This is a genomic window from Trinickia sp., from assembly GCF_035492435.1.
Taxonomy (GTDB): domain Bacteria; phylum Pseudomonadota; class Gammaproteobacteria; order Burkholderiales; family Burkholderiaceae; genus Trinickia.
Map to the genome: position 1 here is coordinate 21247 of NZ_DATJJF010000049.1, position 21711 is coordinate 42957.

General features: G+C 59.6%; 16 protein-coding genes and 1 tRNA gene. 9 read left to right on the forward strand and 8 right to left on the reverse strand.

What is annotated here, in order from left to right:
• Positions 1–260: 260 nt before the first annotated feature.
• From VL598_RS04310 to VL598_RS04325, 4 genes are all read left to right on the forward strand, one after another.
• Positions 261–986 carry a carbonic anhydrase gene (locus VL598_RS04310; RefSeq protein WP_325325460.1) on the forward strand — a complete coding sequence of 242 codons (726 nt, stop codon included), beginning with the start codon at positions 261–263 and terminating at the stop codon, positions 984–986.
• A 159-nt stretch (positions 987–1145) separates the two neighbouring features.
• Complete coding sequence (locus VL598_RS04315; RefSeq protein WP_325325461.1) at positions 1146–2735, forward strand: SulP family inorganic anion transporter; 1590 nt, start codon at positions 1146–1148, stop codon at positions 2733–2735.
• Between the two features lie 273 nt (positions 2736–3008).
• Complete coding sequence (locus tag VL598_RS04320) at positions 3009–3209, forward strand: hypothetical protein (protein ID WP_325325462.1); 201 nt, start codon at positions 3009–3011, stop codon at positions 3207–3209.
• A gap of 148 nt (positions 3210–3357) precedes the next feature.
• Entirely contained in the window at positions 3358–3888 is a 531-nt protein-coding gene (locus VL598_RS04325) for a TIGR00645 family protein (RefSeq protein WP_325325463.1), read from the forward strand.
• Between the two features lie 112 nt (positions 3889–4000).
• Here VL598_RS04325 and VL598_RS04330 read toward each other — a convergent pair whose 3' ends face one another.
• Both VL598_RS04330 and VL598_RS04335 read right to left on the reverse strand, forming a co-directional pair.
• A complete protein-coding gene (locus VL598_RS04330) occupies positions 4001–4648 on the reverse strand; it encodes a hypothetical protein (RefSeq protein ID WP_325325464.1) in 648 nt (215 codons plus the stop codon).
• 393 nt (positions 4649–5041) lie between these two features.
• Positions 5042–6220 carry a porin gene (locus VL598_RS04335; RefSeq protein WP_325325465.1) on the reverse strand — a complete coding sequence of 393 codons (1179 nt, stop codon included), beginning with the start codon at positions 6218–6220 and terminating at the stop codon, positions 5042–5044.
• A gap of 389 nt (positions 6221–6609) precedes the next feature.
• On the opposite strand from VL598_RS04335, the gene VL598_RS04340 reads away from it, so the two are divergent.
• The gene (locus tag VL598_RS04340; protein WP_325325466.1) at positions 6610–6780 is read left to right on the forward strand and encodes a hypothetical protein; all 171 of its coding nucleotides are present in this window, start codon (positions 6610–6612) and stop codon (positions 6778–6780) included.
• 66 nt (positions 6781–6846) lie between these two features.
• Here the strand turns inward: VL598_RS04340 and VL598_RS04345 are convergent, their stop codons facing one another.
• Both VL598_RS04345 and VL598_RS04350 read right to left on the reverse strand, forming a co-directional pair.
• Complete coding sequence (locus tag VL598_RS04345; RefSeq protein WP_325325467.1) at positions 6847–7998, reverse strand: ATP-binding protein; 1152 nt, start codon at positions 7996–7998, stop codon at positions 6847–6849.
• Positions 7999–8144: 146 nt separating this feature from the next.
• Positions 8145–9521: a cytosine permease gene (locus VL598_RS04350; RefSeq protein WP_325325468.1), complete on the reverse strand. Its 1377-nt coding sequence runs from the start codon at positions 9519–9521 to the stop codon at positions 8145–8147.
• Between the two features lie 271 nt (positions 9522–9792).
• Between VL598_RS04350 and VL598_RS04355 the strand changes: the two genes are divergently transcribed.
• Positions 9793–15723, forward strand: a complete 5931-nt coding sequence (locus VL598_RS04355; RefSeq protein ID WP_325325469.1) for an AAA family ATPase — start codon at positions 9793–9795, stop codon at positions 15721–15723.
• A gap of 85 nt (positions 15724–15808) precedes the next feature.
• On the opposite strand, the gene VL598_RS04360 is transcribed toward VL598_RS04355, so the two are convergent.
• Complete coding sequence (locus VL598_RS04360) at positions 15809–16093, reverse strand: hypothetical protein (protein WP_325325470.1); 285 nt, start codon at positions 16091–16093, stop codon at positions 15809–15811.
• Positions 16094–16595: 502 nt separating this feature from the next.
• Between VL598_RS04360 and dbpA the strand changes: the two genes are divergently transcribed.
• On the forward strand, positions 16596–17999 hold the full coding sequence (gene dbpA / locus VL598_RS04365; protein ID WP_325325471.1) for an ATP-dependent RNA helicase DbpA: 1404 nt from the start codon (positions 16596–16598) through the stop codon (positions 17997–17999).
• A 176-nt stretch (positions 18000–18175) separates the two neighbouring features.
• Here the strand turns inward: dbpA and VL598_RS04370 are convergent, their stop codons facing one another.
• Complete coding sequence (locus tag VL598_RS04370) at positions 18176–18535, reverse strand: hypothetical protein (protein WP_325325472.1); 360 nt, start codon at positions 18533–18535, stop codon at positions 18176–18178.
• Between the two features lie 583 nt (positions 18536–19118).
• Between VL598_RS04370 and VL598_RS04375 the strand changes: the two genes are divergently transcribed.
• Complete coding sequence (locus VL598_RS04375; RefSeq protein WP_325325473.1) at positions 19119–19535, forward strand: TadE/TadG family type IV pilus assembly protein; 417 nt, start codon at positions 19119–19121, stop codon at positions 19533–19535.
• 54 nt (positions 19536–19589) lie between these two features.
• On the opposite strand, the gene VL598_RS04380 is transcribed toward VL598_RS04375, so the two are convergent.
• Positions 19590–19742, reverse strand: coding sequence for a hypothetical protein (locus tag VL598_RS04380; RefSeq protein ID WP_325325474.1), 153 nt, complete (start codon positions 19740–19742; stop codon positions 19590–19592).
• Between the two features lie 151 nt (positions 19743–19893).
• On the opposite strand from VL598_RS04380, the gene VL598_RS04385 reads away from it, so the two are divergent.
• Positions 19894–21243, forward strand: a complete 1350-nt coding sequence (locus VL598_RS04385; protein ID WP_325325477.1) for a pilus assembly protein TadG-related protein — start codon at positions 19894–19896, stop codon at positions 21241–21243.
• A 99-nt stretch (positions 21244–21342) separates the two neighbouring features.
• Here the strand turns inward: VL598_RS04385 and VL598_RS04390 are convergent.
• A tRNA-Arg gene (locus tag VL598_RS04390) sits at positions 21343–21417 on the reverse strand.
• Positions 21418–21711: the final 294 nt, after the last annotated feature.

The following is a 21711-nucleotide window of genomic DNA, read 5'->3' on the forward strand; positions in this document are numbered from 1 at the left end:
GGTCGACTCAAAAATAAGTTAATGGTTCCCTGCGGGGCCGGGAAAAAGCGGACATCCGGCTTCATCTCCGCTCCTTCAGGCTGGGAAAGGCGGTGCGATATTCCTGCCGACAGTACGGACGCAGGCTATCTTAAAAATTACAAAAAAATCATTTCTGCATCATGGTGGCGATCCGGTGGGTGCCAATAATCTTTTTGTCCGACATCTTTGTCGCGATGCAGGATCCTTAAAAGCAGATTTCCGGCAAAGAGGGGCGACCGATGAGCTTTCCGAATCAATTGCTTTTGCAAAACGTTGCGTGGGCGCATGAGGCCGGTCGTCGCGATCCGGCGCTGTTCGACCGATTGCGGCAGGGGCAGCAGCCCAAGGTGCTCTGGATAGGTTGCGCGGATAGCCGCGTGCCGGCCGAGATCGTGACAGGCGCGCGGCCGGGCGACATCTTCGTGCACCGAAACATTGCCAATCTGTTTCTGCCGCACGACGACAACACGATGAGCGTGCTCGAATACGCGCTTTATGTGCTGCGGGTGAGTGACGTCGTCGTTTGCGGCCACAATGGCTGCGGCGGCGTGCGGGCGGCACTCGAGCCGCCTGGCCACAACATGCCGCGCGTGGAGCATCGCATCGGTGTGCTGCGCCAGTTGGCGCGGCGCCACGGGGCAGAACTCGCCGCCATCGCGTGTCTCGAGAACCGGGCAGATCGGCTGGCCGAGCTCAACGTCATTGAGCAGGCGAGAACTCTGGAGACTTTGCCGCTTGTCCGCAATGCGTTGCCGCGCGTGTGCGTGCACGCGTGGATCTTCGATGTACGCAACGGGCTGATTCGAGATTTGGCGCGCGCAATTGACCCTTCAGTCGATACCGGCGCAACGGGCACGTCTACCGCAGACGTCACAACGATGCCACTGTCTCAGGTGTCCTGGCCTGACGCCCATGGCGGAGCTGCCGGCCAACACGTCGATCAGCGCAGCGCAGCCGGTCGCTGACGGGCTGGGCAACGGCGGCGGCGGCGGCGGCAATGGCGGCGGCAGGGCCGGTCATGCAGGTCGCCATTCACATTGCCGGTGTTCCATGGCTTCCCTTTTATGCATGGCGCAACATCTCAGGCCCGCTCGTGGGCCGCACCTTGTTAAGTGACGATGATCATGACAAACGCTAAGCTTCTAGCGACACTGCCGCGCGATTGCTTCGCGGGCGCGACGGTTTTTCTCGTGGCCCTGCCGCTATGCCTAGGCATTGCTCAGGCATCGGGCGTGAACGCGCTGGCCGGGCTCCTCGCAGGTGTCATCGGGGGACTCGTGGTAGCGCTTCTGAGCGGATCGCGGTTAAGTGTGAGCGGACCCGCTGCCGGGCTTATCGCGATCGTGACGCAAGGCATCGCCGATGTCGGCGGGTTCCCGGCGTTCTTGAGCGCCGTGTTCCTGGCTGGCGTAGTCCAGTTTTGTTTCGGCACGCTCAAGATGGGCCGCTTTGCGGGTTACATGCCCTCGTCCGTGATCAAGGGCATGCTTGCCGGAATCGGCTTGCTGTTGATCATGAAGCAAACGCCCGTTGCCTTCGACTGGCTGCATACCGACGCACCCGCGGTGCATCGTGCGGCCCCCGGACACGCCCGGCTGGAAACGCCGCTCGGATCCGTTTCGATGGCCTCGAGCGTGTTGGCCGTGCTCTCGTTCGCTGTGCTGTGGGCGTGGGACGCGAAATGGTTGCGGCAGCGAGTCTTCCTTGGCGCCGTGCCTGCTCCGTTGGTCGTCGTCTTGCTCGGGATTGCCGGGACGCTGTTGTTCGACGCCTTTCTGCCGGAGCTTGCCTTGTCTGCCGAGCAGCGTGTGGATGTCTCGCCGCTTGATTCGCTTGCATCGCTCGGCCAAGTACTGAGCGCGCCGGATTTCTCTTCGCTCGGCAGCTTCGAAGTATGGCGTTTGGCGTTGACGCTCGCGATCGTCGCCAGCGTGGAAACGTTGCTGAGCCTGGAGGCGATCGAACAGATGGATCCCAAAAGGCAGACCGCGTCGCCGGAGCGCGAGCTGAAGGCTCAAGGGGTGGGCAATATGCTGGCAGCCCTCGTCGGGGCACTGCCGATCACGGCGGTCATCGTGCGCAGTTCCGCCAATCTCAATGCGGGTGCTGTTACCAGGGCGTCAGCATGGCTTCATGGATTTCTGCTGCTTGCGAGTCTCTTCGCCTTGACGTCGGTGCTCAATCTGATTCCCCTCGCGTGCCTCGCGGCAATTTTGATCGCTACAGGCATGAAGCTAGCCAAGCCGTCGCTCCTTTGGGATTCGGCAAAAGGCGGAATCGACAGGCTGCTCCCTTTTGCGGCAACGGTGGTGGGTGTCGTCACGATAGACTTGCTGACTGGTGTCGTCATCGGGCTCGCAAGCGCCGCCGTGTTTGCGTTGCGCGTCAGCCTCGTGCGAGCGTTCTCGCTCGAAAAGCGTGGGGATGTGCTTGTGCTGCACTTTCGCAAAGATGCAACCTGCTTCGTGCGGGGTGCCTTGAAAGAGAGGCTGGCTGCGCTTCCCGATGCCACAACGCTCATTGTGGATGCTTCGTGTGTCGATACGCTGGACGCTGATGTGCGCGAGTGCATCGTCGAGTTCGAGCGGCGTTGCACGGGCAAGGGGGGTGTCGTTCGTTGGGAGGCGGCACACGTGCCGGCGCCGGCACAGCACGAACGGCTCGGCCGCAAAGAGGGGGCGGCGCCGAGACAGGGGGTAATCGCTCGAAGCTAATCATTCGATTGCCCGATAACTCAAATCCGAAATCGCAATTTGTCGTTCAAAAGGCACGCACCTACGATGAGACGGCACGTTGTTGATACCGTCGCGAATCGTAACGGGAGGGCCCGATGCAACACGGACATCCGAGGCACGGCATGCACAAAACGTACGGAAGAGGGTGAGCTAGAGCCGCGCGGCACGTCAGCCGATCAGTGCTCAGAGGCTCGCTTGCCCCCCGTTAGTTGACGCGCATGGGGCCTGTTATTGTCGAAAAGGCGTCCTAGAATGGCAGAAGTAGAAGCAGTTGTCGTCACAGGGGAGCCGACCATGCCCGATTCGTCGACCGGTTTCATGCTGGCGCTCGCCGTTTTTGTCTGCGCGGCGCTGGCACTCGCCACGCGCTATCACACCGACCATCCACTGCACGATTTGCTGCACTGGCTGCGTGCCCACCATTGGCTAGACGGGCTGCATAGACGGCACTGAGTGCCGCTGCGGCTACAATTGCGCATCGCCGAGTCCAAGTCTGCGCGAAGGACATTGCGCACCTGCGGCATCGCGCGGGTGTGACGAGCACGCGCGCCGTGCTCGCCGTTGGGCCGGCGCCCTGTCCGCAATCGAAAATGGGCCGCCTATGCACGAAAGAAGACCTCTGGAACTCCTGCTCGAGCGCATCCTGTTCAACTCCCGGTGGCTGCTGGCGCCTTTTTATTTCGGGCTGGTGCTGTCGCTGGTCATGCTGCTCGTGGCATTCGTCATGGATCTCGCTCATGTGCTTCCCGACATTTTTACGGCGACACCTGAGCAAATCATTCTGGCCGTCCTGACGCTGATCGATCTTTCATTGGCCGGCAATCTTGTCGTAATCGTGATGTTCTCGGGCTACGAGAACTTCGTCTCGAAGATCGACACGGGGACAAGCGAGGATCGCCCCCATTGGATGGGCACGCTCGATTTCTCGGGTCTCAAGATGAAGTTGATTGGTTCGATCGTCGCGATTTCGGCGGTGTCGCTGTTGCGCGCGTTCATGAAGCTGACGGAACCGGGCGTCGCAATCGACGAGACCCGCATTCGCTGGCTCGTGATTCTTCATGTCACGTTTGTCGTGTCGGGGCTGCTGTTTGCGTTGATGGACTGGGTGGCAGCTCGCGCTGACAATCATTGAGCGTCGATCGATGTAACGCGTAGCGGAGGCGATGGCCGCAATGGGACGCGGTTGCGTGCCCCGCTACAGGTTCGACGTGATCGCAACGTCCGCACTGACGCGACGGCGCAGGTTACTGTGTCCTGAATGCACTCGTCGGCGCATGTTCATCAGCGCTAGCCACTTCCATTTCACGCTGGGCGGCGCGTGCCGCTCTCCATCGCTCCTCGATGGGGTCTTCGAGCTCACGTGGCGATTCGAGCAGGAAAGGGCACCGCAACGATAGCGGTTCGTTCGTATCGAGCCAGTGGCTCATCCTCTCGGCGTATTCACGGGAAGCGATTCGATCCCACTCGCTGGGCATCGGGTGGAAGACCTTCTGGTAGGCTTTCCAGCGCGACGGCGGTCCACTCTCCCAGAGCTTCAAGTAGGTTCGCATGACAGGCACCCCGGCGTTGACTTCGCCCACAAAGACGCCAAGCGGCGTTGGCAGCCCCACTTGTAACCAGTTCTCTTTGAAAGCTTGGCGTCGCACCACATTCACCATGGTGACCGCCGCGAGCAGCTCGGGAAGAATGCCACTCATTTTGTCTGTCCCGTTGCGCTGCATGCAGCGTGCGATAGCGTGTGGCGCTATCTCGAGCAGAACGGTCTTTGTGATCTCCGTCGAGACCGCATCGATTACATAAAGGATGGCCCACAAGCCGAGGTCTGCGCTCTTGATGACCCTGAGGCAATTCACGCGGGCAGCGCCACCTTCCATGTCGGGTTCAGCCCACATATCGTCTCCGTCAAGCGCCTTCAAAAGCCGCGGGACGACGACGCGACGCGCTTCACGAGCGTTGCCGCGCATTTTTGTTGCCCGCAGGACGTTCCTGACGATGGCAAACAATTCGCTATCGCACTCTTGCGTGGTCACTCGTCCTGTATCGAGAGCAATCTTCGCAAGGCCGTGCGCGACCCTGTGATCAATGAACATTGCGTCTACCGCGAGGTACTTGTCGGTCGTATAGGGGTGCGACCCTAATTTGTGATCCGTATGTATGGATGGATACTGCGCTGCCCGCATGCCCAACGATTGTTGGGGCATGCGGGCAGATACTCAACCGATACTGAAGGGCGGCTGTCGGCACCCTTCAAACGGTCTACGTTTTACGTAGCTCTAGCCGAGAGGTTAGAAGCGATGACGCATGCCAACTGCTGCAACCACCTGCGTGTTACCCGACGATTGCGTCATGTTGTAGACGCCAGCGTTGAATGCTTGGTTGCCGTTGCCACCAGCGACGTGCTGATAAACGCCCATCAGGTAGATGTCGGTACTACGGGAAAGCAGGTAATCGGCCTGAACCGTAACCTGGTTCCAATGCGGGTCAGCTGCTGCGTACCCCGGTCCGCCCGAAAACGCACCCATCGTGTACGTGTAGGCTGCACCCAGCGAGAAATCGGGACGCACAAAATAGCGACCGTTGATCTCGAAGTTGTCGAACTTCATCGAGCCGCCAACGAGGGGGGCCGAGTTCCCCAACAGGCTCGGTGAGCCATTGTTGCCGATGTCGTAAGTGACCGAATGGCTATAGACGACGCCGACCGACGCGTTGTTGGCGAACTTGTACTGGGCCGCGGCGGTCCAGATTTGTTGTTCGCCGCCGTACGCCAGCCAGTCGCTATCGCCGGTGCTCGCTGCGCCGGTCAGGTTCTGGGCGGTGGGGCTACGGTTGATTTGCAGGTACGAAGCTGCGGCGGTGATCGGGCCGTTCGCATACCTGGCGCCGAAGGCATACGCGTTGTTGTTACTGAATTGGCCCGCGTCGTTCGAGAATGCATACATCGCGCCGACCTGGAAGCCAGCGTATGTTGCGCTGCTGAACTTGACCGAATTGTTCAGACGCTGGTCGTTGTCCATGTTGTCGTTGTCGAACGGATGGGCGGCAAGGTTACCACCCCAGCCGCTGCCCGTCGCGCTCAACGCTTGGACATAGTCAACGGTGAAGTCGTATTGACGGCCCATCGTGAGCGTACCGAACTTATCGGAGCTCAGGCCTACCCAAGCTTGACGGCCGAACTCGTCGCCGCCGTTCTTGAACGTGCCGTTGTTGACCATGAAGCCGTTTTCCAACTGAAACACGGCATGCAGGCCACCGCCGAGATCCTCACTGCCCCTGAGGCCCCAGCGCGAGGTGCTCACGAGTCCGGAAGCCATTTGGAATTCGCTGGCACCCCCGGTGGGGGTCTTCACGCTGTTCGTGTAGGCGACGCCCGCGTCGATGAGGCCGTACAGCGTGACGCTGCTTTGTGCGTGGGCTGCACCCGCGAACAGCGCGAGCGTTGCAATGGTCAAACTCTTGAACTTCATAGAACTCCCCATCAAAAGCTTAGGTATTTCTGGTAAAAGTAAATTTCATATTGCCAAATACAAGGCAGCCGCAGTATAGATACGAAGATTCCTGGGTCGTTGCGCCTGTACTGAAAGAGTGTCTTTCAAAAAATTGAACGACTTGTCATGCTGGTAACAATCTCGCGAGAAGCCAGTCTGGGGCGCACGTTCCAGCCAAAGAGGCGATGGAAGCGAACGCCGCATTGCTTTCATGACGTCGTGCACGCGCAACAGTTGCGGGCGAGAAAATCCCCCGCTTAAACGAGAAAAAGATATTTTTGGATCGAGTGTAAAGCGCTCATTGGACAGCACGGGGCTGTAGGTCTTGCTCGTTTTCGTTTGTTTGGCAATCGCCGGATTCTGATGAAATGGAAAGCGAGACGCTTCCAGGCGATGGCAAACACGAAATACGGATGGCCGCTGAGATTTTGGCGCTGAACTCTAACCCGCTGACAGTCCACGTTAGCGTCTACAAGGGCCTGCGCATCTTCGATTTTCGTGAGTGGCGAAAGGGCAGCCATTTAGACGAGCTATTTTGATTTCGGCGGCGACTATTGGCCGAAGCTCGACCTATGGGAATGCGCGCAGTTGGGATTGGTGGTCATTCATGACTTGTCCGCAGCCGTTGCGTGCGGCAGTGAAAAATAAAACGTGGCACCCCCGTCCACTGCGCCTTCGGCGCGCACTTTGCCGCCATGGCGCAAGACGATGCGCTGAACGATTGCAAGGCCTATGCCGGTGCCTTCGAACTGCTCAGGCAGGTGCAGACGTTGAAAGACACCGAATAGCTTGTGCACGTACCGCATGTCGAAGCCGGCTCCGTTGTCCTTGACGAACACTTCCACCCATTGTTGACCGATGTCGGCGCAACCGATTTCTATCTCAGCCCGCGCGCGCATGCTTGTGAACTTGACTGCGTTGGAGAGCAGATTAATGATGACAAGCTTCAACATGGAACGATCGCCGCTGCACACGGGTAGCGCTCCGATTTTCCAACTGATCTCTCGTCCTTTTGCCTCCTGCGTGATTTCCGCAACGACCTCCTTGACGAGCTGTTGCAGATCGACGGAGCTTTTTCTCGTTTCGGCGCGTCCAATTCTCGAAAAAGACAATAGATCGTCAATCAGATTACCCATTCGCATCGCAGACTCGAGTATGGTGTTGACGTACCGGCGACTCTTTTCGTCGAGCGAAGCGGATGCCTGCCTTTGGAGTAGCTCTGAAAACCCGACTACATGGCGTAGCGGTGCGCGCAAATCGTGCGACACCGAATAAGCGAATGACTCCAGCTCCTGGTTGCTGGCCTGGAGCTGCTCCGCACGCTTGGCCAGTTCCAGGTTAAGTCTGCTGATTTCCCGCTCGCGGTGCTGGCTTCGCTCGACTTCGATGCGTAGATGATCGCGGGCGTGGCGTAGATCGTTTTCGATGCTGCGGCGAACGCTGAGGAAGCCGGCGATTATGACGGCCCACAACGTAAAAGCGATGAAGGCCGGAAGATCCTCTTGCGAAATTCGGAACGTGTAGAGAGGCGGGGAGACAAAATAGCTAAATGCCATGCCCGAAAGCACGACGGCCACGAACGCCGGGCCAGCGCCTGCAAACCAAGTAGCCGCAGCAATGGCTAGCTCGAAAAGGACGGAGTCGACGCCCTGAAAACCGATGTGTTGGCACGTTAGAACCAGCCCGAGCGCGATTCCGACGCATACGACGGAGAAGCCGTAGCGAAGAATCGTCGACCGAACCGTCTTCCGGTCCAAATGCAAGCGCGCCAAGCTTGTCCCCACTGCGGAAAATGCATCCGCGTCCAAGCATTATATGCACTCGAACCGCCCCGATTCCTTTCGGTGTTTCAAGGGGTTATACCGATTGAGCGTCGGAACGAACTCACCAAGCCGGCGCGGAGCTATCGGCTTATCTGACGATTGGACTGCCGCGGGGACGAGTGCCCGCCGATGACCAGGTACAAGGCTCCGGCGACGACGATCCCGATCAGCCAGCTCAGGTCCGCTCCGCCGAGCAGTCTCATTGAAATCGGACCTTGCAGCGCGGGAACGAGCCCATCCTCCACCGACCAGGCCGCGGCCAAGCCCACAAAAAATGCGATGATCGCGCCCCAGTTGATGTCGCCATAGGCGCTCACCTCTGGCGAATGGTAGAGCTCGGCGACATCAATTACGCCACGCCGCTTGATGAAGAAGTCGGCGAGCACGATGCCCGCCCAGGGGCTCATCCATAGCAGCAGGCTGACCATCCAATTGTCGAACGCCTTCGCGAATGACGGCGCGAAGATGAAGTAGATCGTGACCAGATATCCGACGATTCCGGTGATCACCGCCAGCGCGATGCGCGATGCGCGGACGCCCGCACTGAGCGCTGCCAGCGCCGCCGAATACACGTTGAGAATATTGGTGGCGATCGGGCCGTGCAGCACCATCAGCAGCACCATCAAGCTAGTGATGCCGCCGAACACGGCGCTCACCATCTTGGCTGGGTCGGTGTCGTGCGTCACGCTGGCGATGGTCGCGCCGAGGATCGCCAGCCACACCGTCGGCACGAACATCCCGACATAGCTGTACCAGAAGACGGAGGCCGAGGAGACGCTGCGCGGTACGAAGCGCGAATAGTCCGAGGCCCAGGTGACCCAGGAGATTCCCCAGCCCACCCCGATTGCCGTCATCAGTAGCGTCAACCTCGCGAAGTGCTCGCCCGAAGCAAGCGTGCTGCCGAGCCTCCAGTTGACGATACCGGGTTGGGTCCATGCCAGGAGGCTCATCAGCACCATGACCGCAGCGGTCAATGGCGCGGTGTACTTCTCGAAGGTGCGAATCGCGTAGAAGCCGTAGACGCCGATCAGCACCTGCAGCAGCATCAGCGCGGTGATGATGATCAGGTTCGTTAGCCAAGTGTCGGGGATTCCGAATTGGCTGAGAATGGCGGCCGCGATCTTGACCGGGAAGTAGGTGCTCACCCCGATCCAGCCTAAGGCCGTAAGGAACATCAATGCGCTCGGCAAGTATGCCCCGCGCCGGCCAAACGCCGAGCGGCTGAGCACCATTTGATTGACGGCGGTCTTGTGGCCGATCACCGTGAAGGTGGCAAAAACCGCGCAGCCAATGAGGTTGCCTACGACGATGACCGCGATCGTCTCCCGCAGCCCAAGTTCGAGGAGGATACCAAGTGCGCCGAGCGCCCAGTTGATCGGCGCAATGTTCGCTCCGGCCCAGATCCACATCTGCTGCGGCCCGGTCGAATCCCGGTGGGCCTCAGGGATGGGTTCCACGTTGTGGGGGTCGGCTACGCTCCCTTTAGGAGTACGAATGAATCCCTCCATATCAACCGTCCGCTCCTTTCGTATCTCGCGATACTGTGCAATGCACCAGATGATCGCTTGCCGTAATCGAGAAATTTAAAGCAGTTCAATCGACCAAAAAGAGGTTCTGCGCCACCTGTGATATCGGGAGCACGTTTGCGGCCCTCAGGAAACTGGAAAAGCACTAGTATGTATGGATTGCGCCTGTTCGAGACCCTACGCTTGTTCGGGAGTCACCTTTGTGACGGAGTTTTCGCGCTACGTGTTCTCGGCATTGCGGGAAGGGGATTTCACCCTCTATCGGGGCTCGGGCAATGGTGTGTCGCCGATCCTGCTTCTCGTCGCCCAAAATGCCTCGCCCGAGGCTTTGAAACGGCTCCAGCACGAGTATGCGCTAAAAGCCGAGCTTGATGGAACCTGGGCGGTGCGGCCCATCGCGCTGTCCCGCTACAACGACCACTTGACGTTGGTGCTGGAGGACCCCGGTGGAGAGCCCCTCGATCGACTCCTCGAGCGGCGGCTGGACGTCTCCGAATTTCTGCTTATCGCGATCGCACTCACGAGGGCGTTGTCCCGAGTGCATGAGCGGGGTCTTGTCCACAAGGACGTCAAACCGGCCAATATTCTGGTGGGCATGGCGAGCGGCAGTGCCTGGCTCACCGGGTTCGGCATTGCCTCCCGGCTGCCTCGCGAGCATCGGTTTCCCGAGCCGCCCGAGGCGATTGCCGGAACGCTCGCCTACATGGCCCCGGAACAGACTGGACGGATGAATCGGTCGATCGATTCCCGGAGCGACCTCTATGCTTTGGGCGTCACCTTTTACGAGATGCTCACGGGCACACTGCCGTTCAAGGCGAGCGATCCGATGGAATGGGTGCACTGCCATATTGCCCGGCAGGCTGACCCACCCGACGAAAGGGCAAGAGACATTCCGATGGTTCTTTCGGCAATCGTGACGAGGCTGCTCGCCAAGATCGCAGAGGACCGGTACCAGACAGCCGCGGGCGTTGAAGCCGACCTCCAACGCTGCCTCACGGAGTGGAAGGCGCAAGGCCGCATCGACGCGTTCCCACTCGGAACGTTCGATCTTTCGGAACGGCTCTTGATCCCGGAGAGGCTGTACGGACGCGAGCGCGAGATTAATACCCTGCTCGCGGCCTTCGACCGTGTCGTGTCTCATGGCATCACGGAGCTCGTACTCGTGTCTGGATACTCCGGCATCGGCAAGTCCTCGGTGGTGAACGAGCTGCATAAGGTGCTCGTTCCGCGTGGTGGCCTGTTCGCATCCGGCAAGTTCGACCAGTACAAGCGGGACATTCCGTATGCGACCTTGGCGCAAGCTTTCCAAAGTCTCGTTCACCTGATATTGGGCAAGAGTGACGGGGAGCTTGGGCAATGGCGCGACAGCCTTCAGGAGGCCTTGGGCTCGAACGGTGCGCTCATTGTCGATCTCGTTCCCGATCTCGAGCTCATCATCGGAAAACAGCAAGCGGTTCCGGCGCTCTCGCCTCAGGAAATGCAGAAGCGCTTCCAAACGGTGTTCCGGCGATTCGTCGCTGTGTTCGCGCGACGAGAGCACCCGCTTGTGCTGTTTCTCGACGATTTGCAATGGCTGGATGCGGCGACGCTTGATGCCCTTGAGCAGCTCGTGACCGATCCGCAAATGCGGTACCTGTTGTTGGTCGGTGCTTATCGCGATAACGAAGTGCGCCCGTTCGATCCTTTGATGCGGACAATCGATGAGATCCGCAAATCGGGAGCAATTGTCTGGAACGTCGTACTCGAGCCTTTGGCGCTGCACGATGTCGATCGCTTGATTGCCGATTCCTTGCACTGTGAGCGCGAACGCGCCCAGCCCCTGGCGAGGATGGTGCAGGAAAAGACGGCCGGCAATCCGTTCTTCGTCATCCAATTCCTCTCGGCCCTGGCCGAAGATGAGCTCGTCGCGTTCGACCGGAGCAAGGGGGCCTGGAACTGGGATTTGGCGCGCATCCAGGCCAAGGGTTTTACCGATAACGTGGTCGATCTCATGGTGGGTAAGTTGAGCCGGCTGTCGGACAAAACCCAGGACGCATTGAAGCTGCTTGCCTGTCTGGGAAACACGGCTGAGATTGCTTCCTTGGCTGTCATTCAAGGTAAGCCAGAGGGCGCGATAGATCTCCAAATGTGGGACGCCGTGCGAGCGGGGCTCGTCTTTCGCCTCGATGGAAGCTACGCGTTCCTGCACGACCGAGTCCAAGAGGCTGCCTATTCACTGATTTGCGTGGACCAGCGCGCTGCCGTTCATCTGCGCATAGGCCGCTGTCTCGCAGAGGCGATGAACGATGAGAAGCTCAGTGAGCATATTTTCGAGGTTGTGAGCCAGTTCAACCACGGAGCCGTGCTCGTTACGGATCCCAACGAGATTGAATGGGCGGCGGATCTCAACCTTCGCGCTGGAAGAAAGGCCAAAGCATCAACTGCCTACGTCTCAGCATGCCGATATTTCAGCGCGGGTATGGCGTTGCTCGGACCGTCGGGCTGGGTGAAGCGCTACGACTTGGCCTTCAGCCTGACCCTCGAGCTCGCCGAGTGTACGTTTCTTTCCAGCCAGTTCGACGAAGCCGAAGGGCTTATCGCGGGGCTCCTCCAGAGAGCAGACTCAAAGGTCGACAAAGCGGCGGTGTATCGCCTGAAGATCGAGTTGCATGTCGTGAAGTCTGAGAATTCTCAGGCCGTGGACAGTGCGCTTGAGTGTCTGCGCCTGTTCGGCATCGAAATGCCCGCTCACCCCAGTCGACATGAGGTCCACGCTGAGTACGAGAAAATTTGGCGGCATCTGGGCGATCGGTCGATTGAGAGCCTTGTCGATTTGCCGAGGTCGACTTCACCGGAAACTCATGCCGCAATGCGGGTGCTGGCAACGCTGATTTCTCCGGCGTTCTGGACAGACGCCAATTTGTTCGATCTGCATGTCTGCAAGATGGTCAACCTGAGTGTGACACGTGGAACGACCGATGCGTCGACGACTGGCTATGCCTGGCTCGGATGGGTTCTTTGTTATGCGTTCAATCGATACGACGATGGTTATCGGTTTGGAAAGCTTGCCTCCGATCTCGTCGAAAAGTGGGGCTTCGTCGTCGATGCCGCGAGAGTTCGGTACGCAATAGGGCTGATCGTCTCTTGGATGAAGCCCCTTGACACGTCGATCGACTTGTTCCGAACGGCCTTTCGTACCGCTGTCGAAACGGGGGATCATGCCTTTGCCAACTTCAGCGCGTGCCAAGTCATCATTCGCCGCATTCTCACAGGCGTCGCACTGGACGAGGTGTGGCGCGAGTCGGCGCAATTCATGGATTTTGCCCAGCAATCCGGGTTTCGCGATGGCGCCGATCTGATCGTCAGTCAACAGCGCTTCGTTGCTGCCCTGCGCGGCAAGACCTCGAGCCTATCCACATTCAGTGACGCGGAGTTCGACGAATCCGCCTTTGAGGCTGCGCTCACGGCGGATCGGATGACCACGATGGTTTGCTGGTATCGGATTCTCAAAATCGGAGCGCTCTTTTTATCCGGTGAGTACGGACGGGCTCTTGAAGCAGTCGAGAAGGCGAAGCAATTACTATGGGCAACGCCTGGAGAGATCCAGGTGTTGGACTATCATTTTTATTCGGCGCTCACGCTCCTTTCGCTCGCCGAGACCATTGCGCCGGAGCAGCACGGCGAGTGGCATGCGCGCATCATCGAGCATCGGCGACAGCTCCGAGAGTGGGCCGTGAACTGCCCCGACACCTTCGAGAGCGCGGCGACGTTGGTCGATGCGGAAGTCGCCCGCATCGAAGGCGAGCATCTCGATGCGGAACGCCTCTATGAAGATGCCATTCGATTGGCCCACCAGCAGGGATTCATTCAGAACGAGGGCGTCGCCAATGAACTCGCTGCACGGTTCTATGCGGCGCGCGGGCTTGAGACGATCGCACAGACGTATCTCCGAAATGCCCGGCACTGTTATCTCGTCTGGGGTGCCGAGGGCAAGGTTCGGCAGCTTGAGCTGCTCCATCCGCAGCTGCGCGAAAAGCCGATCCCGGCATCGTCCAGCACCGCTACTTTCGGCGGCCCAGTCGAGCAGTTGGAGGTCGAGGCAGTAGTCAAGGCTTCCCAGGTGCTCTCCAGTGAGATCGTTCTCGACCAACTCATCGAGAGCCTTATGCGGATCGCGATCGAGCATGCCGGTGCCGCGCGGGGTGTGCTCATCCTGTTCCCCGGCGACGAACCGCGGATCGAGGCGGAGGCGACGACGCGCCGCGGCAACGTCGAGGTCTCGTTGCGGCGGGCGGCGGTGACGCCTTCCGAGCTTCCCGAATCCGTGCTCCATTACGCAATCCGAACAAGGGAGAGTGTGATTCTGGACGATGCCGCGGCCCAGAATCCGTTCTCAGCGGATGAGTACTTCCGTCAAAGGCATGCCCGGTCAGTCCTCTGTCTACCCTTGGTGAAACAGGCCAAGCTTATCGGCGTGTTATATCTCGAGAACGACCTGGCATCGCGTGTATTCACGCCCGCCCGGATCTCAGTGCTGAATCTGCTGTCGTCCCAGGCCGCGATCTCCATCGAGAACGCTCGTCTTTATAGCGAACTGACCAATGAAATTCGCGTCCGACAGAAGGCCGAAGATGCGCTGCGTGCGAGTGAAGAGCGCTGGCGTGCTCTCTTCGAGCACGACCCGGTCGGCGTCGCCTTGATTGGTCTGCACGGGCGCTACGTTGCGGCAAACCCGGCTTTCCAGAGAATGACCGGCTACTCCGAGGCGGAACTCCGGAACTGCTCGCCCGCCGACATCACTCACGAGGACGACCGTGCCGCCACCGACGCGATCGTCGCGGCGCTTGCCATGAGTGAGTCCAACATTCGGACTATCGAGAAGCGCTATCGACGTAAGGATGGCGGTGTGACTTGGGCGGAATTGAGCGTCATCGCTATCCCGGTTGGGGGGAGCACACCGCTCTTTGCCGGAGTCGCGGTGGACATTACCGAACGGAAACGGGCCGAAGACGATCTGCGGCGAAGCGAAGCTTCGCTCACCGAAGCGCAGCAGATCAGCCACACTGGCAGCTGGCGCTGGAAGGTCGGGACGGGTGAGGTGGCTTGGTCCGATGAGCACTTCCGCATCTTCGATTTCGATCCGGCCACCACGCAGCCCTCCTACGCGACATTCATGGAGCGGATTCACACCGACGATCAGCCTTCGCTCGAGCAAGCCCTCGACCGGGCCGTGCGCAATCGAAGCCGATTCCAACATGAGTATCGAATCGTTCTGCCCGGCGGGGCGGTCAAGCACGTACAAAGCGTGGGCCTGCCCGACATCACCGAGGCCGGTGAGGTTGAATTCGTTGGCACGGTCATGGACATCACCGAGCGAAGGCACGCGGAAGAGGCGCTCAGAAGCGCCCAGGCGGAGCTTGCCCGCGTGGCGCGGCTGACGACGATGGGCGAACTCGTCGCCTCCATCGCCCACGAGATCAACCAGCCGCTCGGCGCGATTGTCGCCTGCGCGGAGGCCGGCCTGCGCTGGCTGAATCGTCAAACTCCCGATCTGGACGAGGCGCGCCGAGCCATGGAGTCGATCCTCGTGTGTGGCAAGAGGGCGGGCAACGTGATCCACGGGATTAGAGCGCTCGCTATGAAATCCGGGGCGCACCGGGCCCAGCTCGACATCAACGGCGCCATCCAGGAAGTGCTGGCACTCACCCGCAGCGACTTGCAGCGCCATGGCGTTGTGCTTCACACCGAGCTGTCCGCCGAGGTTCGGCTGGTCTTCGGCGATCGGGTTCAGTTGCAGCAAGTGTTGCTGAACTTGGTCACGAACGGGATTGAAGCTATGCACGCGGTCACGGATCGCCCGAAGGTGCTGACCTTGGCCTCGAAACCCGTCGAATCGGGCGGGGTGCTCGTGGAAATCGACGATACTGGCACGGGGCTCGACCCGGTGATCGCGGACCGCGTCTTCGACTCCTTCTTCACGACGAAGCCCAGCGGTATGGGCATGGGGCTCTCGATCTGCCGGTCGATCATCGACGCCCACGGCGGGCGCTTGTGGATGTCGCCGCGCGTACCCTACGGGACGGCTGTTCGGTTTACCGTACCGACGGCGCCGCCGGTTCGAGTTGACGACGACATGGAAGAGCGGCAGCGCTGAATTGTGCCCGGTTCTGATTCCCTTCGCCGCTGCTCAAATCCCTCCCGCCATAGCGTTGTGCCGACGCGAGCGTGGCCTTACGACGTCACAGGGAAGTCAACAACCGCAGTTGGTGCTCGGTCTCATTTCCTCGGACCAAGGCATAGAAACACGCGCGCTGACGTTCGATCATCGAGATGCCTTCGGTCTCGGCGAAATCGTCCCAATGCACGCCCTCGATGGACGTCGGCTTGCCGCGTGCCTTGGCGAACGCGCACAAATGGCGACTTGCGTCACGACGAAGCAACAGGCGATCAGCATTCAAGACGTAGGGTGAACAGCCAGTACGGATAACCAGGTAATGAGGAACGGAATTTCGGTCGATTTTCATTGACTGCTCCGGCAACGTCCGGCGTTCATCGGATGAGCGTTCTGCTTTGGTCACTTTCGACTGCCGTTCTGTCTGACTGGACGTAACAGCCGCATGGGCGGGGGTGGCCCGATCTCGCGCGTGCTTGGATATCCGCTGCGGGTATGACAATTTCCTCCGGCGAGCCAACGGATGCCCCACTATACACGCGCTATCCATCGAGTGAAACGACGGAAAGATCGCCGCCAATAGGAGTCCTTGCTAGCCAATTGGCCGGAGTTAGCGCATAATCGCCCGCTTCCGCCAAGGCGGCTTTCGCGGCACTGGCGTAGCTAGTCGGCGTTTCCACAGTTGGCGGCGGCGACGCTGCCCGCTAAGCGTTCGCCACCGGCCTTTCCACACACCTGGTGCCGATGCGGCATCAGGGCGCTTCTATCAATGTCGACCAGTTCGACGCCGACGACGGCACGATCGTCCACAAGCAGATCGAAGGCCGCCCGCTCATCTGATCCGACGCTACGAAATGACAAACAAACCCACTGCCACGCCCTTTAGCGAACTTTCACTCGCTCCTGCCACGCTCGCCAACCTCACGCAGCTCGGTTATGCCGACATGACGCCGATACAGGCGGCGAGCCTGCCCATTGCGCTCGCGGGTCACGATTTGATCGCGCAGGCGAAGACCGGAAGCGGCAAGACAGTGGCATTCTCGCTCGCACTGCTCGCACGGCTCGACGTGCGGCGCTTTGACGTGCAAGCGATGGTCCTGTGTCCGACGCGTGAACTTGCTGATCAGGTTACGCAAGAAATCCGCCGCCTCGCGCGGGCCGAGGAGAACATCAAGGTGCTCACGCTGTGTGGCGGCACGCCGATGGCGCCACAGACTGCGAGCCTCGAACATGGCGCGCATATCGTCGTCGGTACACCTGGGCGCATCATGGACCATCTCGAGCGCGGCAACCTCGCCCTCGGCGCATTGAATACGCTCGTGCTCGATGAAGCAGACCGGATGCTCGACATGGGGTTCTACGACGATATCGAGACGGTTGCGCGTCAATGTCCGAAGGAGCGCCAAACGTTGCTGTTCTCTGCGACGTACCCGGAGGGCATTGCCAAACTGAGCCAGCGGTTCTTGCGCAACCCGAAAGAGGTGAGGCTCGAAGAGCGTCACGACGACAGTAAGATTCGTCAGCGCTTCTATGAAGTGACTGAAGATGAGCGGCTGCACGCAGTCGGCCTATTGCTGAATCACTATCGTCCCGTGAGCACGGTTGCGTTTTGCAACACGAAACAGCAATGCCGCGATCTGCTCGACGTGCTGCTCGCGCAGGGTTTTCGCGCGCGCGCGTTGCATGGTGAACTCGATCAGCGCGAACGCGATCAGGTGCTGATCCAGTTTGCGAATCGCAGCTGTTCGGTACTTGTCGCCACTGACCTTGCCGCGCGTGGTCTCGACTTCGCGCAACTCGAAGCGGTAATTAACGTCGATGTGACGCCTGATCCCCAACTGCACGTGCATCGCATCGGCCGCACGGGCCGTGCGGATCAGGACGGCTGGGCGCTGAGCCTGGCGAGCATGAACGAGATGGGGCGCGTTGGCGGCATCGAGCAGGCGCAAGGGCGCGATCTCGAATGGCATGCGCTCGTCGAGCTCAAAGCCGGAGGCGATGCACTGTTGTTGCCGCCGATGGAAACGTTGCAGATGCTCGCTGGACGCAAGGACAAGATTCGTCCCGGCGATGTGCTTGGCGCCCTGACGGGTGAAGCGGGCTTTAGCGGTGTGCAAATCGGCAAGATCAACGTGACCGAGTTTTCGACGTACATCGCGGTTGAGCGCAGCATCGCGCGCGATGCGCTGCGTAAGCTCAACGCAGGCAAGGTCAAAGGCAAGAAGGTCAAAGTCCGTTTAATGGACGAATGGCGTTAATACCCACGCAAGACATCGACACGGTTGAGTGCCGACTGATTTGCGACCGGCGGTTGTTCAACGCTTTCGCTTGAATGTCGCTTGGCGGGCGAACCCGGCCGAAAGCGTCGGGCGCGTGTCGGCCGGCCAAGAGAGGTCAGTCAGCTCACGCCTTGATGCAGAGTCTGCATGGGGTGCTAGAGGCATGGACTGATATCGCCGGTCGTGTCGCTGCCAGCCCCCCCGGCCCCCCCACTCGCGCGGAAGCCGACCCACGTCTTATTGTTGGCCGTCCACGCGGGTCGCACGACGGCCGCAGCGCCATTCGGAGGCTGCTGGCCAGGCGCATAGACGTCCATTGCCTGATTGTTCGCCAGAACCACTTGCGAGATAACTCGCTGTTGCGATTGGTCCGCCCATTTCTGCGCGATGCATTGCGCGACTACGGCGGGAGGCTGCTGACTTTGTCCGACAGATCGAGTGTCCGACGACACCGGCTGGTTCGCACAGGCGGACATGACAGTGACGGTGACGACGAGAAGCGGTAACAGTTTCACGTTTTCTCCCCCAGTTGGATTCGTTTGAAAATCGCTTCGATTCAATGTCCGAGCACGTTCTGAGCCTGAACGATTTTCCCGGAAAGGATGGTCTCGATTAATGGCATGACAGCCTCCGCGATTGGGGATATCGCGTTTGGGGGCGATCAAGCAACTCCTAATAAATCACAACAATCGCGGTTTCAAATGTGAAACATGATCACGTGCCGTTGATGACGCGCGCACGCTTGTGGCGCCCACATCCACGCCGTGCCGCGGGTTTGCCGAATTGGCACGATCCCTGCGTTGTTGGGCTCGGAAGCGCGCACGGACTCGGATGCGAGAAAGCGAAAGCCAATACAACGCGCGCCGTCCGAAAACTCTAACGAATATCGGGGAGCAGTTGATGGACGCATGTGCGCGTGACAACGGCATGATTTCCCGTGCAAAGGGCGGATCACAGCAATTGGACATATTGCCGCCGATGCCATTATTGCCGTTTGACAACGTCGTGCTGCCGCATGTGTCGCGAGCAATGGCGAAAGCGTCACGGCACCGCTTGTCGGGCGCAGGCGCACGACGACACCAATCTGGAGCAGCGCTGGTGGAGTTCGCCATCGTGCTGCCCCTGTTGCTGCTGCTGGTCTTCGGCATCGTCGAATTTGGCCTCATCCTTTACGATAAAGCTGTCATCACCAATGCCAGCCGGGAAGCGGCACGGGCGGGCATCGTCTACAACCCCACGTCGCCCAACTATCTGTCGGCCAGCACGATCCAAAGCAACGCGACGAACAACCTCGCGCCAAACCTGATCAGCTTGGGCGCGAAGGGCACGCCCTGGGCCTCGGTGCCTGCAGGTTGCGCCACTACCGGCGATGCGCTGACCGTGACGGTGAGCTACACGTACACCGGCCTTGCGTTCGGCGTGGACCGGATCATGGGCACGGCGATCAATCCTCTGGCCGATACGCCGAACAATTTGCTCACGATGTCGGCGACGACAACCATGAGGTGCGAATGATGTGGCAGAGGTAATGAAACTGCATGATCTCCCCGCGTTAATTGACCAGCAATGTCACTGTGATCCCGCAAGGGACTCCATGCCGACTGCCGCCAATACGTAATACCCGTATGAGAATGACATTCGGCGCACGAGATGGAACCCCACCGATGCCTCGCCTTGCCTGAGTTCGGAGCGCCGGGCCTGCAACACACCGACCAGTGTCATTGCCCATCGTTTCAAAACCGATTCATTTCAAACCGCGCGCTCATCCGCTTCTCGATAGAGTTGGCGCCGATTGAAGTCACACGAACAGCAGATTAGGAACGCATACGGGGAAGTCATGAAAATCGAAACGAACACCGCGATTCCGGTATCAATGATTTTCATAGAAAGTGCGTCGACGCCGTGTTCCGCCACAAGCGAAACGACGAGCCAACAGAGATCGGCCGTGGAGTCCGAGCGCCTCATCCCGCCACGCCGTTACGTACTCCGCACGAACCGGAGCGGCGTAGGGGGGCGAAGCCGGCAACGCGGTGCGGTCTCCATCATGACCGCATTCTTTTTGTTGTTCGTCCTGTTCGGCATTAGCGCATTCGCAATCGACATTGCACGGTGGTACATCGTGCGCAACGAATTGCAAAACGCGGCCGATGCGGCGGCGCTGGCAGGGGCAGCTTGTCTCAATCCCAATAACGCATGTGGCAACGCCACGGCGAGCGGACCGGACTTCAACACGGCGGCTGCGATGGCCGCGTCTGAAGTCGGGCTAAATGCCGCAACCAACGTCACGCTGAAGACGGGGCAAGTGGCGGTCGGGGGCTGGGATCCGTCCAACCCCACCAGCGGTTTGACAGCGCCACCCCTAACGCCGAGTGCGAGTCAACTTCCGGCGGTCAAAGTCACGATCAGCGAAGCCGATGGCGTCAATAACGGGCCGCTGCACCTCGTCTTCGGCGCGTTCGTCGGAATCGACTCACTGGGGGTCAAGGCCAGCGCAGTGGCAACGGGCGGGTACACCGCAGAGGGGCATACTTTCCCGATGGCGATCAGCCAGTGTCTGTTCACGAGTTTACAGTCTCAACTGTGGGATCCAACTCACAACGCTCCCAAACTCGTCACAGCCGCTGACGCGGGAAAGACACTCAGCCAACAATACCCGAGCGTGTGGGGCTCAAACGACCAACAGATCGTGCAAACCCTGAACACACCCTACCTGATTCAAATCAACTCGTCCTATAGCAACGACGACAATTGCTATGCCGGGCAGTGGACACCGCTGGACACAGGCGGTAGCAACGGAAAGAGCGGCAACAGCGGTGGCGCCAATCTGATCAAAGGCTACGTGGATGGCTCCACGATTACACCTCCGGTCAGTCTCGGTTCTCAACTATTTATCGAAGATGGCACGAAAGCCAGCGATTTTAAAGACACTGACGCCTGCAGTCTCAACGATGGGAACGGGTCTTGCGCCTACGAAATGTTTCCCGTCATCAACGAGCAACCGATCAGCGCGGGCTCAACCACACCTGTCGTCGGATTTGCCTGCCTCGCGATCTATGCAGCCCAGCAAGGAAACTCCAGAGCCATGAAGGGCATCCCCAACGCGCCGAAGGGGAAATACATCGTGGTCAGCCTGGTCGCCAACAGCGCCAACAGATGCCCAACCGGCGGCGTTGGTATCAGCCCGGAAAATGGCGCCTATGGTCCGACACGCTTGGTTCAATAGCCAATCCGAACAACTCGCCTTGCTCAATCGCCGGATTCGTGTGCTGTTACGGCGCAAGGGTTGGCTGGCGAATTACAAGCGTATCTGTGATCGTATGGATGGTCCCTCCGACAGGAATCGAACCTGTATCTAGCGCTTAGGAGGCGCTTGTTCTATCCATTGAACTACGGAGAGAGGACAGGATGGCGGCGCGCGATGCGCCTGAATGTGCCAGTGCGGCCAGAGTATAGCAAAAGCCGCGCGAGCCGCCCGTTACATCACCTGCATTCGGCCAGCGCGCGAACACATGGCACTGGCACGGGGAGGCCGCATTTCGCCGCGATTCCACCAGAGTCATCGCTTGCGAGGCAGCGGCGCCTCTTGCGCCGGTACAATGGGCGTTTCTGAATTCTTCAGGCAGCGCCTTCTTATGTCGCTTTACTCCATCGCCGATGCTCAGCTCGCGTTCGGTCACTTCCCGCTGCTCGA

What these genes read in the sequence shown, in the direction of transcription:
- dbpA (WP_325325471.1), top strand. Translation starts at nt 16,596, where the DNA reads ATGACAAACAAACCCACTGCCACGCCCTTTAGCGAACTTTCACTCGCT.
- VL598_RS04310 (WP_325325460.1), top strand. Translation starts at nt 261, where the DNA reads ATGAGCTTTCCGAATCAATTGCTTTTGCAAAACGTTGCGTGGGCGCAT.
- VL598_RS04315 (WP_325325461.1), top strand. Translation starts at nt 1,146, where the DNA reads ATGACAAACGCTAAGCTTCTAGCGACACTGCCGCGCGATTGCTTCGCG.
- VL598_RS04320 (WP_325325462.1), top strand. Translation starts at nt 3,009, where the DNA reads ATGGCAGAAGTAGAAGCAGTTGTCGTCACAGGGGAGCCGACCATGCCC.
- VL598_RS04380 (WP_325325474.1), bottom strand. Translation starts at nt 19,742, where the DNA reads ATGACACTGGTCGGTGTGTTGCAGGCCCGGCGCTCCGAACTCAGGCAA.
- VL598_RS04335 (WP_325325465.1), bottom strand. Translation starts at nt 6,220, where the DNA reads ATGAAGTTCAAGAGTTTGACCATTGCAACGCTCGCGCTGTTCGCGGGT.
- VL598_RS04340 (WP_325325466.1), top strand. Translation starts at nt 6,610, where the DNA reads ATGGAAAGCGAGACGCTTCCAGGCGATGGCAAACACGAAATACGGATG.
- VL598_RS04330 (WP_325325464.1), bottom strand. Translation starts at nt 4,648, where the DNA reads ATGTGGGCTGAACCCGACATGGAAGGTGGCGCTGCCCGCGTGAATTGC.
- VL598_RS04325 (WP_325325463.1), top strand. Translation starts at nt 3,358, where the DNA reads ATGCACGAAAGAAGACCTCTGGAACTCCTGCTCGAGCGCATCCTGTTC.
- VL598_RS04385 (WP_325325477.1), top strand. Translation starts at nt 19,894, where the DNA reads ATGATTTTCATAGAAAGTGCGTCGACGCCGTGTTCCGCCACAAGCGAA.
- VL598_RS04360 (WP_325325470.1), bottom strand. Translation starts at nt 16,093, where the DNA reads ATGAAAATCGACCGAAATTCCGTTCCTCATTACCTGGTTATCCGTACT.